The organism is Pseudonocardia parietis (assembly GCF_017876315.1).
Classification (GTDB): domain Bacteria; phylum Actinomycetota; class Actinomycetes; order Mycobacteriales; family Pseudonocardiaceae; genus Pseudonocardia; species Pseudonocardia parietis.
Map to the genome: position 1 here is coordinate 5,159,004 of NZ_JAGINU010000001.1, position 11,858 is coordinate 5,170,861.

The 11,858-nt window shown below is 74.3% G+C and carries 15 protein-coding genes; all 15 read left to right on the top strand.

Features of this window, described 5'->3' with window-relative positions; genetic code table 11:
- Positions 1 to 85 precede the first annotated feature (85 nt).
- The 15 genes from JOF36_RS24205 to JOF36_RS24275 all read left to right on the top strand — a co-directional run bounded on the left by JOF36_RS24205 (position 86) and on the right by JOF36_RS24275 (position 11,854).
- On the top strand, positions 86 to 775 hold the full coding sequence (locus tag JOF36_RS24205) for a dihydrofolate reductase family protein (protein ID WP_307862569.1): 690 nt from the start codon (positions 86 to 88) through the stop codon (positions 773 to 775).
- A 109-nt stretch (positions 776 to 884) separates the two neighbouring features.
- The gene (locus JOF36_RS24210; protein ID WP_210031064.1) at positions 885 to 1,361 is read left to right on the top strand and encodes an Asp23/Gls24 family envelope stress response protein; all 477 of its coding nucleotides are present in this window, start codon (positions 885 to 887) and stop codon (positions 1,359 to 1,361) included.
- A gap of 2 nt (positions 1,362 to 1,363) precedes the next feature.
- On the top strand, positions 1,364 to 1,780 hold the full coding sequence (locus tag JOF36_RS24215) for a hypothetical protein (RefSeq protein WP_245350964.1): 417 nt from the start codon (positions 1,364 to 1,366) through the stop codon (positions 1,778 to 1,780).
- A 20-nt stretch (positions 1,781 to 1,800) separates the two neighbouring features.
- Positions 1,801 to 2,148, top strand: coding sequence for a hypothetical protein (locus JOF36_RS24220; protein ID WP_210031065.1), 348 nt, complete (start codon positions 1,801 to 1,803; stop codon positions 2,146 to 2,148).
- A gap of 19 nt (positions 2,149 to 2,167) precedes the next feature.
- Positions 2,168 to 2,347 carry a hypothetical protein gene (locus tag JOF36_RS24225; protein WP_210031067.1) on the top strand — a complete coding sequence of 60 codons (180 nt, stop codon included), beginning with the start codon at positions 2,168 to 2,170 and terminating at the stop codon, positions 2,345 to 2,347.
- Complete coding sequence (locus JOF36_RS24230; RefSeq protein ID WP_210031069.1) at positions 2,344 to 2,748, top strand: Asp23/Gls24 family envelope stress response protein; 405 nt, start codon at positions 2,344 to 2,346, stop codon at positions 2,746 to 2,748. The genes JOF36_RS24225 and JOF36_RS24230 overlap by 4 nt, the downstream gene beginning before the upstream one ends.
- 30 nt (positions 2,749 to 2,778) lie before the next feature.
- The gene (locus tag JOF36_RS24235; RefSeq protein WP_210031071.1) at positions 2,779 to 3,330 is read left to right on the top strand and encodes a DUF6286 domain-containing protein; all 552 of its coding nucleotides are present in this window, start codon (positions 2,779 to 2,781) and stop codon (positions 3,328 to 3,330) included.
- 1 nt (position 3,331) lies between these two features.
- The gene (locus JOF36_RS24240) at positions 3,332 to 4,036 is read left to right on the top strand and encodes an alkaline shock response membrane anchor protein AmaP (protein WP_210031072.1); all 705 of its coding nucleotides are present in this window, start codon (positions 3,332 to 3,334) and stop codon (positions 4,034 to 4,036) included.
- Positions 4,037 to 4,112: 76 nt separating this feature from the next.
- Entirely contained in the window at positions 4,113 to 4,865 is a 753-nt protein-coding gene (locus tag JOF36_RS24245) for a 3-hydroxybutyrate dehydrogenase (protein WP_210031073.1), read from the top strand.
- A 167-nt stretch (positions 4,866 to 5,032) separates the two neighbouring features.
- The gene (locus tag JOF36_RS24250; RefSeq protein WP_210031074.1) at positions 5,033 to 6,652 is read left to right on the top strand and encodes an alpha/beta hydrolase; all 1,620 of its coding nucleotides are present in this window, start codon (positions 5,033 to 5,035) and stop codon (positions 6,650 to 6,652) included.
- Between the two features lie 411 nt (positions 6,653 to 7,063).
- Positions 7,064 to 7,747: an ABC transporter permease gene (locus JOF36_RS24255; protein WP_210031075.1), complete on the top strand. Its 684-nt coding sequence runs from the start codon at positions 7,064 to 7,066 to the stop codon at positions 7,745 to 7,747.
- Entirely contained in the window at positions 7,740 to 8,813 is a 1,074-nt protein-coding gene (locus JOF36_RS24260) for an ABC transporter ATP-binding protein (RefSeq protein ID WP_372447408.1), read from the top strand. The genes JOF36_RS24255 and JOF36_RS24260 overlap by 8 nt, the downstream gene beginning before the upstream one ends.
- A complete protein-coding gene (locus tag JOF36_RS24265; protein ID WP_210031076.1) occupies positions 8,810 to 9,598 on the top strand; it encodes an ABC transporter permease in 789 nt (262 codons plus the stop codon). The genes JOF36_RS24260 and JOF36_RS24265 overlap by 4 nt, the downstream gene beginning before the upstream one ends.
- 77 nt (positions 9,599 to 9,675) lie before the next feature.
- Positions 9,676 to 10,623 carry a glycine betaine ABC transporter substrate-binding protein gene (locus tag JOF36_RS24270; RefSeq protein WP_245350965.1) on the top strand — a complete coding sequence of 316 codons (948 nt, stop codon included), beginning with the start codon at positions 9,676 to 9,678 and terminating at the stop codon, positions 10,621 to 10,623.
- A gap of 253 nt (positions 10,624 to 10,876) precedes the next feature.
- The gene (locus tag JOF36_RS24275) at positions 10,877 to 11,854 is read left to right on the top strand and encodes a DNA polymerase domain-containing protein (RefSeq protein ID WP_210031077.1); all 978 of its coding nucleotides are present in this window, start codon (positions 10,877 to 10,879) and stop codon (positions 11,852 to 11,854) included.
- Positions 11,855 to 11,858 lie beyond the last annotated feature (4 nt).

Sequence of the window (11,858 nt, forward strand, 5' to 3'; positions counted from 1 at the left end):
GCGGCTCGGCTCACCATAAGTGAGGCTGCCCTACGACAGAACACCCCGTGGCTCACATCGCGGCCGTTCCCGGCATGCTCGCCGGGTGCAGCCGCGCCCCCGGATCACCGCGATCATGGTCTCGTCGCTGGACGGCGCCGTCGTGGCGGGCGGGGCGGGTTCCCGGGGGCTCAGCACGCCCGCCGACCGCACACTGTTCCGTTCACTGCGCCGCGCCGCCGGCGTCGTCCTGGTCGGGGCGGGTACCGCGCGGGACGAGGACTACCGCGGCGTGCGGCCGCGACGCCCCACCGCGGACGACCCGGCGCCCGCGCCGCCCCCGCCGGTCGCCGTCGTCACCGGGTCGGCGGCGCTCGACCCGGCCGCGTCACTGTTCACCGACACCGTCACCGCACCGATCGTGCTGACCACCGCCGGCGCCCCCGGCGTCCGCCGGGACGCGCTGCGCGCCGCGGGGGCCGACGTCGTCGTCCTGCCTGATCTCGCGCCGGCCACCCTGCTCGCCGAGCTCGGCAGGCGCGGCCTGCACGACGTGCTCTGCGAGGGCGGGCCGACCCTGCTCGGGACGCTGGTCGCCGCGGACGCCGTCGACGAGCTGCGGCTCACCCTGGTCCCCGTGCTGGTCGGCGGCCCGGCCGGGCGGATCGCGGCCGGACCGGCCGCGGCCGTACCCCCGCGCGGGATGCGGCTCGCCGGGCACACCGCCGCCGACGACGGGACCCTGCTCCTGCACTACCTCCGCAGCGACGAGAGTCCACGTCCGCCGAACGGGTGAAGTCCCGTGAGGACACCGCCGGTACGGGCATCCCACAGGCGACACCGCACGCAGAGCGACCACGGTGGCGCGGGCCCGCGCCGGCCCGTCGTCACGAGAGGAGCAGGACATGACCTCCACCGCCCCGACCCCGACCTCCGGCTCGAGCCCGGCGAAGGCCGGCGACGGCACCGGCCAGGGCAGGACCGCGATCGCCGCCTCGGTCGTGCAGAAGATCTCCGGCATCGCGGCCCGCGAGGTCTCCGGGGTGCACTCCATGGGTTCCGGCGCGTCGCGTGCGTTCGGCGCGCTGCGCGAGCGGATCCCGGGCGGCGGCTCCACCGGTGCGTCCAACGTCGCCGGTGTGCACGTCGAGGTCGGCGAGAAGCAGGCCGCGGTCGACCTGGACATCGTCGTCGAGTACGGCGTCTCCATCGCCGACCTGGCCACCGCCGTGCGGCGCAACGTGATCGGCGCCGTCGAGCGGATGACCGGGCTCGAGGTCATCGAGGTCAACATCTCGGTGAACGACATCCACCTCGCCTCGGACGACGACGAGCAGGACCAGGCCCCGGCGCCCGCCGCGACCGGCCGCGTCGTGGAGTGACGGTGCCCCCGTCCCCGGCAGGGCCCGAGTCGCCCCGCTCCCCCGCCGCGGTCGTCACCGGTCCGCCCGGTGCCGCCGAGGCCGCGGCAGAGGCAGCGGCGGGGGCCGAGCGCGACCCGGCTCCCGCCGCGCTGGCCGAGCTGGTGGCCGACGCCGTCGCCGCGCATCCGGCCGTCGCCCGCCTCGACGGCGGGATGTTCGGCACGGTCGCCACCTGGCTGCCCGGGCGCCGGCTGGTCGGTGTGCACGTGGGCGAGCGGGTGGAGGTCGGGGTGGTGCTGACCCTCGACCGGCCGATCCCCGCTACCGTCGCCGCGCTGCGCCGCAGCATCGCCCCGCTCGTCGGCGACGTCCCGATCGACGTCACGGTCTCCGACGTGGAGATCCCCGGCGACGACCGCGGAGCCGGCGGCACATGATCGCGCAGGCGGAGGTACGGATGGACGGACGGGACGCCCGCGGCGGGCTCACCCCCGAGCAGCGCGCGGCCTACCGGTCGTTCGTCCGCACCCATCACCCGGACCGCGGCGGTGACCCGGAGGTCTTCAAGGCGGGGCTGGCCCGGTTCCGGGCCATGGCCGCCGGATGGGACCCGGGCGGTCCCGACGGCGTCGCGCACGGATCCCGGGCGAGTCCCGACGACCGGCGCTACGACGCCCCGATCGAGATCGTCCCGGACCTGTCGTTGCCGACCCGCGTACTCGTCGCCCTGATCCGCACCGTCCGCCGCCACCGCGCACACCCGCGGGTCGACCGGCCGGGCACCACCCGCCACCCGGACTCCTGACTCCCTCCCGGAGGAACTCATGAACGCCACCCAGACCGGCCTGCTGGCGGGTCTCCTGCTGGGGATCGCCGGCGCCACCGGCGGCTTCCTGGTCTTCGTCATCACCCTCGTGCTCGGCGCGATCGGCCTGCTGGTCGGGCGGGTGCTCGACGGCGAGCTGGACGTCAGCGGCCTCCTCGGCCGCGGTCGCGACCGGTGACCAGAGAAGCAGGCGGAACGAGCATGGGCACCGCGCTCGCCGAGCCCGAGGAACGTGGCGCGCTCGACGTCGACCCGTCGGTCCTGCGGAAGATCGTCGAACACGCCGCCGACATCGCACCGTCGACCCGGCACCGGACCCGCCGGGTGGCCGGCCTCGGGGTCGGCGACGCCGGGCCGAGCGCCAAGGTCGTCGCGCGCACCGCGGACGAGGTCGACGTCCGGCTGTGGCTGACCCTCGCCTACCCCACCCCCGTGCGGGCCGCCGTGGCCGAGGTCCGGGAGCGCATCGCCGCGGACCTGCTCCGGATGACCGGGCACCGGCTGGGCCGCTTCACCGTCGAGGTCGACGCCCTGCAGTCCGACCGGGCGTCACGGCCGGAGACAGCTCGGGTGCGCTAGCACCCACCGACAGAAAGGCAGGTGAGCGCCGTGCGCATCCTGCTCCGCGTTCTCGCGCCGCTGATCAGCCTGGCCGTCGCCGCGCTCGGGCTGCTGCTCGTCGTCGAAGTCGTCGCGGCCTGGCTGAGCCCCGGTACCGGCGCCGGCCTGCTCGTCCCGTGGCGGGACTGGCACACGACCGTCGCGACCGTCCGGTGGACGGCGGCACCGGTGCTCTGGATCGCGGTCGCCGCGATCGTCGTCGGCGCCCTGCTGCTGGCCGTCGGCCTGCTCTCCCGGCGCCACGACATCGCCATGACCTCGCCCTCGCCCGGGCTGACCGTGGCGACCGCGCCCCGGGTGCTGGCCCGCCTGGTCGGCAGCCGGGTCCGGGCGCTCGACCCGGTCACCGCCGCGTCGGTCACCGCGTCGGCGAGGTCCGTCGTCGTGCGGGCCCGTGGCCGGGGCGACGGCGGCGAGCTCCGTGACGAGTCCCGCACCGCCGCGTCCGGCGTACTGGACGCGCTGCCGCTGGCGCGCCGACCCCGGTTGACCGTCCGCGCCGACCCGGAGCAGCCGGGCACGTCGAAGGGAGTGCGCTGAGATGGCCGCCGACACCACCCCGGTCGAGACCGGATCCGGTGGCCCGCAGCCGTCGGACGACACCCGGCCGGTCGCGTCGGGCGACCCGCGCCGGGCCGCGAAGGCCGCCCGGAAGGCGCAGCACCGCTCGGCGGGCGGCGCCCGGTGGGGGCTCACCCTGCTCGGGCTGCTGCTGCTCGCCGCAGGCGTGGCGACCGTCCTGCTGGTCACCGGCGTCTTCGGGGCGAACCGGCCGCAGCGGCCGGTGTTTGACCCGATGATCCAGGAGTTCCTGGTCGCCAACGCGACGGCGGCCCTGGTCGTGGCGCTCGTCCTCGGCCTGCTGCTGTTCGTCCTCGGCCTGCTCTGGGCCGCCCGGGCGCTGCGTCCGGAGACCCGCCCCGACCTGGTGCTCGACGGCGGCGCCGGCACCGAGATCCGGATCGACTCCTCGGCCGCCGCGGACGCGGTCGCCGACGGTGCCGCGGCTCTGCCCGGGGTCACCCGGGCCCGCGCCCGGATGGTCGGCAGGGCGTCGGCACCGGCGGTGCGGGCCACCGTCTGGATCGACGAGGACGTCGCCGACGCGGAGGTCGCCGAGATCTGCCGCCGCCTCGACGCCGAGGTGCTGAGCCAGGTGCGGGACTCGCTCGGTCTCGCGGACCTGCCGGTCGCCGTCCGGCTCGAGCTCGACTCCGCCCCCCGCACCGGTCCGCGGGTCACCTGAGCCGGTCGGTCCCACGTCGCCCGGCATGATCCGGCTCACAGCCGCCGGGCCCGCCGGGCGACGTACGGTCGGGCCCATGAACGCACTGCTGGACGGCAAGAAAGCCCTGGTCACCGGTGCCGGAAGCGGAATCGGCGCCGCGGTGGCCCGCCGCCTGGCGGCCGACGGTACCGCGGTCTACGCGGTCGATCTCGACGCCGGGCGGGTCGAGGCCCTGGCCGCCACGAACGACCTGATCACGCCGCTCGGCTGCGACCTGTCCGACCTCGACGCCGTCGAAGGGCTCCCGCGCGACGTCGACGTCCTGGTCAACAACGCCGGCCGCCAGCACGTCTCCCGGATCGAGGAGTTCGACCCGGACACGTTCTCGAACATCCTGCGCCTGATGCTCGAGTCGCCGTTCCGGCTGATCCGCCGGTCGCTGCCGCACATGTACGCCCGCGGCTGGGGCCGGGTCGTGAACATCTCCAGCGCGCACGGGCTGCGGGCCTCGCCGTACAAGTCGGCCTACGTCTCGGCCAAGCACGGCCTCGAGGGCCTGTCCAAGGTGACGGCCCTGGAGGGCGCCGAGCACGGCGTCACCAGCAACTGCATCAACCCGGCCTACGTGCGCACCCCGCTGGTCGAGGCACAGATCGCCGACCAGGCTCGCACGCACGGGATCTCCGAGGACGAGGTCGTCGAGAAGATCATGCTCACCCCGGTGGCGGTGAAGCGGCTGATCGAGCCGTCGGAGACCGCCGAGCTGGCCGCGCTGCTGTGGGGCCCGGCGTCGGCGTCGATCACCGGGACGTCGCTGAGCCAGGACGGCGGCTGGACGGCTCGCTGAGCGACGCTTGCGGAGCGAACATCAGGCCTGAGCGACGCTTGCGGAGCGAACATCAGGCCTGAGCCGCCCGGTCTCACCGGGTTCTCACCCGGTGCCGGGCAGAATCGGCCGGTGAAACGGGGCGCGGTGGGTCCGCACCCGGGCGGTCCGGTACCGGGAGGCGAGGCGTGCGGCGGTGGACGGGGCACCCGCGGGTGCGGTGGTCCCGCCGCAGCGTCACCGGGCTGGTCCTGCTCTGCGCACTCGCGCTGCTCGCCGGCTGCGCCGTCGGGCCGTCGCAGCGCCCGCCGGTCGCCGTGCGCGGTGAGCACCTGCCGGCCGCTCCCCCCTCGGCGGCCGCCCAGCCGCCCGCCGACCCGGACCTGCTGCCCGGGACCGAGCCGGTCCGGGGCGGACCCGTGTTCGGCGACTGCACCGACGACGTCCTCGCCGGGCTGTCCGCGGCCGGCACGCCGGTCCCGGCCGGGCGCGCGCTGGAGATCGGCTGCGGGCGGCTCACCGTGCCCGCCGACCGCGGCCGTCCCGACCTCGGCCCGGCCCGGCTCGGCCTGACCCGGGTGACGACGCCGGGCGCGGCCGCCGACCTGCCCGCGCTCGTCGTGCTCGGCGACACCGGCGTCGACGGCTCCGCGCGGGCCGCCGCGACGCTCGCCGCACAGCTGCCCGACGCCGTCCTGGCGCGCTACCAGGTGATCGGGATGGACCGCCGCGGCGCCGGCGAGGACCTGCTCGACTGTGCACCCGCCGACGCCCGCGCCGCGCTGCTCGACGCCGGCCCCGACCGCCGTGACGAAGCCGCGATGTCGGCGTTGCTGGATCGGTCGCGGGCCATCGTGCAGGACTGCTACCTGCTGCTGTCCGGCACGCTGACCAGCTTCAAGTCCGCCAGCTCGGCCGACGACCTCGAGTCGTTGCGCAGCGCACTCGGCGTGGCGCGGCTGAACCTGCTGGGCATCGGGGACGGCGCCGATGCGGTCGCGGGCTGGGTGGCCCGCCACCCCGACGCCGTCGGCCGGGTCGTCCTCGACGGGCCCGGTGACCCCGGGCTCGACGACCCCGCGCGCACCGAGGCCGCCACCGCCGCCGCGGAGGCCGCGTTCGACGACTTCGCCACCGCCTGCGCCGCCGGACCCGACTGTCCACTCGGTCCCGACCCGCGCGCGACCGTGCGGGGCCTGCTCGACCGGCTCACCGGCACCGCGCTCCCGGTCGGTGACGGCGACACGGTCACCGCGGGCGCCACGGTGCGGGCCGTGCGCGCGGTGCTGTCCCAGCCCGCCCGGTGGCCGGAGCTGCAGGCGGCGCTCGCCGCGGCCGATGCCGGCGACGCGGCCGGGCTCGTCCGGCTCCTGGCCCCGATCGGCGGCCCCCAGGGCCGGTTCGACGCCGCCCTGGCCACCCGGTGCAACGACAGCAGAGTCCGCGCGACCCCCGGCGAGGCGGCGGACCGGGCCGCGGACTGGGCCGGTCGCTTCCCGCTGTTCGGCGTCGCCGCGGCCCAGGACCTGGTGGCGTGCGGGCCGTGGCCGTCGGGTGGGCCGGTCGTCCCGGCCACGCCGCAGGGCAACCCCTCCCCGCCGGTGCTGGTGCTGGGCACCGCGCACGACCCCCGCACGCCGCAGAGCGGCGCGGAACGGACCGCCGAGCAGCTCGGGAACGGGCGGCTGGTCCGGTGGGAGGGCGCCGGCACCGGCGCCTACCCCCGCACGCCGTGCGTGACGGCGATCGTCGATCGCGCGCTGCTCGACGGCCGGGCTCCGGCCGAGCCGGTCGTCTGCCCGCCGTAACCGATTGCACCGGGCGGCGCACCGCACGTGACCGGACGGTGCGACCAAACCGACACCCAAGGTCACGATTCCGTATCCGCGCAGTTTGCGAACCGGATTGCACCGGCTCGCTCCCGGCGCCCACGACCTGCGGCGACGTATCGGAAAAGGATTCTCCGAAACGGCCACCGGCTCCGCACGTGGCCGATCGCTGCGCTTACCTTGTCCCGCCGTTCCGGCTAGGCTCCGTGCGGCAGCAGGGTCACCGCAGGTCGCGCCGGTTCCGCCGGAGAGCGCGCGAAGCTCTGCTGCCGTCCCGTTCGGATGCGTGTAACGCCGGTGGCACCAACCGGCGAGCCTGCAGACGGACGGTGCGGCAGGACCGGTCGGCCCGCGCCGCTCGGCGGGCACGAAACGGGTGGAAGGAGCACGGTGGATTTCTTCACCTATGTAGGGTCAGAACTGAACGAGTTGGTGTTCTACGGCCAGCAGCACTTTCTACTGGTCGGCATTGCGGTCGGAATCGCAGGTGTCATCTCGCTCGCCGCGGGCACGTTGCTGCACACGAACCGGCTGACCCCGGACTCGTGGAGCAAGCCGGTGCGGATCGGCACCCGGGAGGGCCTGCTGATCGCCAGCTCGGCGGCGCTGACGATCCCGTCGCTGGCCCTGTTCGGTCTGCTGCAGCCGGTGCTCGGCCTCGGCGCGACGCCCTCGCTCACCGCGCTGACCATCTACGCCGTCTACCCGATCCTGCGCAACGTGGTGGCCGGGCTCTCCTCGGTCGACGACGCCGTGCTGGAGTCCGCCCGCGGCATGGGGATGGGCCCGGTCCGCCGGATGTTCTCCATCCAGCTCCCGCTGGCCTGGCCGGTGATCCTCTCCGGGATCCGGGTCGCGGTCCTGATCATCATCGGCATCGCTGTCGTCGCCGGCGCCATCAACGGCCCGGGTTTCGGTTCCTCGTTGCTGCTGGGCCTGCAGCGGCTCGGGTCGGTCAACTCGTTCAACCAGGTACTGGCGGCCACGCTCGGCTGCCTCGTCGTGGCTGCCGTCTACGAACTCGTGTTCTGGCTCGTGCAGCGCTTCACCACCCCCAGGGGGATCCGTGTCTGACTCCGCAAAGCCGATGATCGCCCTCGAGGGCATCAGCAAGACCTACCCGAAGGCGAGCGCGCCGGCCGTCCAGGAACTGACCCTGGAGGTACCGGAGGGCACGATCTCGATGTTCATCGGGCCGTCCGGCTGCGGCAAGACGACCACGCTGAAGATGATGAACCGGCTGATCGAGCCGTCGAGCGGGCGGATCATGCTGGACGGCGAGGACGTCACGAAGGTCAACGCCGACGAGCTGCGCCGCCGGATCGGCTACGTCATCCAGCAGGTCGGCCTGTTCCCGCACTACACGATCGGCGAGAACATCGCCGTCGTGCCGAAGATCCTCGGCTGGGAAAAGAACCGGATCACCGCCCGGGTCGACGAGCTGTTGCACCTGGTCGGCCTGGAGCCGAAGGACTACCGAGACCGCTACCCGCGCCAGCTCTCCGGCGGCCAGCAGCAGCGCGTCGGGGTCGCCCGCGGGCTCGCGGCCGACCCGGCGGTGATGCTGATGGACGAGCCGTTCGGCGCCATCGACCCGATCACCCGCGAGCGGCTCCAGGACGAGTTCCTGGTGCTGCAGCAGCAGATCGCGAAGACGATCTGCTTCGTCACCCACGACCTGAGCGAGGCGGTCAAGCTCGGTGACCGGATCGCCGTCTTCGGGCCCGGCGGGACGCTGCAGCAGTACGACTCCCCGGACGACGTTCTCACCCACCCGGCGAACGAGTTCGTCGCCGAGTTCGTCGGCTCCGGCGCCGCCGTGCGGCGGCTGTCGCTGCTCGAGCTGTCCCGGCTCGAGCTGCAGTCGGTCGGGCTGGACGGCACGTCGGCGCCCAACGGTGCGCCGACCTACGAGGCCGACGCCGAGGGCCGCCCGGTCCGCTGGGCCTACCTGCCGGGCACCTCGGCGCTGCCGAAGCTGGTCACCGTCCCGCACTCGGGCACCGTCTACGACGCCGTCGACGTCATGCTCGACGCGCAGACCGAGCTCGTCGGCGTCATCGACGACCAGCAGAAGCTGCAGGGCGCGCTGTGGTGGAAGGACCTCGTCGAGGGTCTGAAGACCAAGGGCCCGGCGTGAGTGCCCCGGCCCCGGAGGCCACCACCGCAGAGGTCGTCGACACCCCCCGCCGGGCGCGCTCGAGGATCGACAGGGCGCTGGTCGTCAACCCGCTGATCGCACTCATCGGGCTCGTGGCGGTGTTCGCCTACGCCGCCGTCGAGGGCCTCGACGACGTCGAACGCTCGGTGATCAACCCGCAGGCGCTGTGGGTCCGGCTCAGCGAGCACCTCGTGCTCACGGGCCTGTCCACACTCGTCGTCATCATCATCGCGATCCCGGCCGGTATCGCGATCAGCAGGCCCGCCGCGGCCCGGATCCAGCGGCCGGTGCTCGCCTTCGCCGGCTTCATGCAGGCGTTGCCCGCGTTCGGTGTGATCATCCTGCTCGCGTTCTCGCCGCTCGGTCTCGGCCTGCCGACCGCCGTCGTCGCGCTCGCGCTGGCCGCGCTGCTGCCGGTGCTGACCAACACCGTCGTCGGCCTGCAGCAGGTCGACCGGTCGCTGATCGAGGCCTCCCGCGGGATCGGGCTCTCCGCCCGGCAGACCCTGTTCCGGGTCGAGCTCCCGCTGGCCACCCCGGTCATGGTCGCCGGCGTGCGGGTCGCGCTGGTGCTCAACGTCGGCACCGCCGCGCTGGCGACGTTCATCGGCGCCGGCGGTCTCGGCGAGCCGATCAAGGGCATGCTCGAGCTCGGCCGGCCGACCGGCACCCTGGTCGCCGCGACCATCGTCGCCGCGCTCGCCCTCATCGTGGACTGGCTCGCCGGTCTCGCCGAGTACGCGGTGCGCCGCAACTCCGGCTGAGCACCGCGACCGCTCCCCCGACATCCCGCAGTACCGCTTTCCCTGGAGGACACGTGAGATTCGGACGATCCCGGCGCATGGCGCTGACGGCCATGGCGGCCGTCGCCGCGCTGACCCTCGCGGGCTGTGGCGGCCTCGACTCCGGCGGGCCCTCGGCCTCCGGCGGCTCGCTCGCCGACGCCGGCAACCTGGAGGGCGTCGACTACGTCGTCGGCGGCAAGAACTTCGACGAGCAGCTGGTGCTCTGCCAGGTCACCGTCGCCGCCCTCGAGTCCGTCGGCGGCAACGTCACCGACCGGTGCAACCTCGGCGGCACCGACGTCGCGCGGCAGGCCCTGCTCTCCGGTGACATCAACATCTACTGGGACTACACCGGCACCGCGTGGGCCTCCTTCTTCAAGGAGACCGAGCGCATCCCGGACGACAACGAGCTCTACCGCCTGGTCGCCGAGCGTGACCTGCAGGAGAACCAGCTCGTGTGGCTGAACAAGGCGGACTTCAACAACACCTACGCCTTCGCCGTCAACGGCGACAAGGCGCAGCAGGAGAACCTGAACTCGCTGTCCGACATGGCCGCCTACATCAACGCGGGCAAGCCGGGCACGGTGTGCGTGGAGACCGAGTACAACTCGCGCGACGACGGGCTGCGCGGCCTGCAGGAGACCTACGGGTTCGAGGTCCCGGCCGACCGGCTGCAGGTGCTCGCCACCGGCGTCATCTACCAGGCCACCCAGGAGGGTCGCTGCACCTTCGGCCTGGTGTTCACCACCGACGGCCGCATCCCCGGTCTCGGCCTGAAGGTGCTCGACGACGACAAGCGCTACCACGTCACCTACAACGCGGCGCCGATCGTCCGCCAGGAGACCTACGACCAGAACCCGGCGATCCGCGAGGTCATGGCACCGATCTCGGCGGCGCTGGACTACGAGACCATGCTGGACCTCAACGGCAAGGTCTCCTCCGAGGGCCAGGACGCGCGCCAGGTCGCACGTGACTGGCTCACCGAGAAGGGCTTCATCGGCTGACGCCCGCCGCACCGCGTACGGCCCCGCATCCCGCCCGGGATGCGGGGCCGTTCGGCGTCCCGGCCGGTTCCGGCGGTGGACGGTCGTTGCACGTGGGCCGCGGTTCATGGTCGGCTGACCGGTACCAGCCCTGCGACCCGGGACGGACGACGCACGTGATCAGCTGCCGCCACCGGACCGGCCCGCTCGCCGCCGCGCGCCGAGTCCCGGCCCGTACCCGTTCGGTGCGCACCGAGCGCGGGGGCGTCGGCTGATGGCCCGGCGCAGCGTGGACGAGGTCCGGGCCGGGGTCGAGCTGACCAACCTGTCCGGAGAGGCGTTCGACGGCGCCGGGGTGACCAAGCGGGAGCTGATCGACCACCTGGACGCGTTCGCCGCGCGGATCCTGCCCGGCCTCGCCGACCGGGCGCTGTCGGTGGTGCGGGCCCGGCCCGGGCAGGCGCCGTTCATGCAGAAGAACCTGCCGCGCGGGGCGCCGGACTGGATCCCGACCCTGGACGTGTGGGCTCAGACCTCGCAACGCACCGTGCACTACCCGGTCTGTGCCGACCGCCCCACCCTGCTGTGGTTCGGCAACCAGCGGGCGATCGAGCTCCACCCCACCCTGGTGCCGCACGGGGCCGGAACGACCGACGAGCTCGTCGTCGATCTCGACCCGCCCCCGGACGGCGGGTTCGATCGGGTCGTGGCCGCCGCCCGGCTGGTCCGGGCCGCGCTGACCGATCTCGGGCTGGACGCGGTGGCGAAGACCAGCGGGGCCAAGGGCATCCACCTGGTCGTGCCGCTGTCCGTGCCGCCGTCCGGGCCGCTGGGCATCGACGACGCGTTCGCCGCCACCCGCGCGCTGTGCGCCCGCGCCGCCGCGCTCGGCCCGGACGTGGCGACGACCGCGTTCATCAAGGACGACCGCGGCGGGCGGGTCTTCCTGGACCCGACCCGGGCGGGTGGGGCGACGCTGGTCGCCGCCTACAGCCCGCGCGCCCGGCCGGGCCTGCCGGTGTCGTTCCCGGTCGCCTGGGACGACCTCGACGCGGTCCGCCCGGCCGACTTCACCGTGCGGACCGCCGCCGGGCTCGCCGGGGACTCCGACCCGTGGCGCTCGCTGCGCCCGCCGGCCGCGTCCCTGCCGGAGCTGCTGGTCGAGGAGGGCCGCGCGATCCCCGTGCCGCGGGTGCAGGCGATGCACGAGGGGAAGCGCCGCAAGCGGGCCCGGGAGCGGGACGAGGGCTGAGGTG

Coding starts and splice junctions, on each gene's coding strand:
- JOF36_RS24275 (WP_210031077.1), top strand. CDS start 10,877: ATGGCCCGGCGCAGCGTGGACGAGGTCCGGGCCGGGGTCGAGCTGACC.
- JOF36_RS24270 (WP_245350965.1), top strand. CDS start 9,676: ATGGCGCTGACGGCCATGGCGGCCGTCGCCGCGCTGACCCTCGCGGGC.
- JOF36_RS24210 (WP_210031064.1), top strand. CDS start 885: ATGACCTCCACCGCCCCGACCCCGACCTCCGGCTCGAGCCCGGCGAAG.
- JOF36_RS24240 (WP_210031072.1), top strand. CDS start 3,332: ATGGCCGCCGACACCACCCCGGTCGAGACCGGATCCGGTGGCCCGCAG.
- JOF36_RS24220 (WP_210031065.1), top strand. CDS start 1,801: ATGGACGGACGGGACGCCCGCGGCGGGCTCACCCCCGAGCAGCGCGCG.
- JOF36_RS24245 (WP_210031073.1), top strand. CDS start 4,113: ATGAACGCACTGCTGGACGGCAAGAAAGCCCTGGTCACCGGTGCCGGA.
- JOF36_RS24225 (WP_210031067.1), top strand. CDS start 2,168: ATGAACGCCACCCAGACCGGCCTGCTGGCGGGTCTCCTGCTGGGGATC.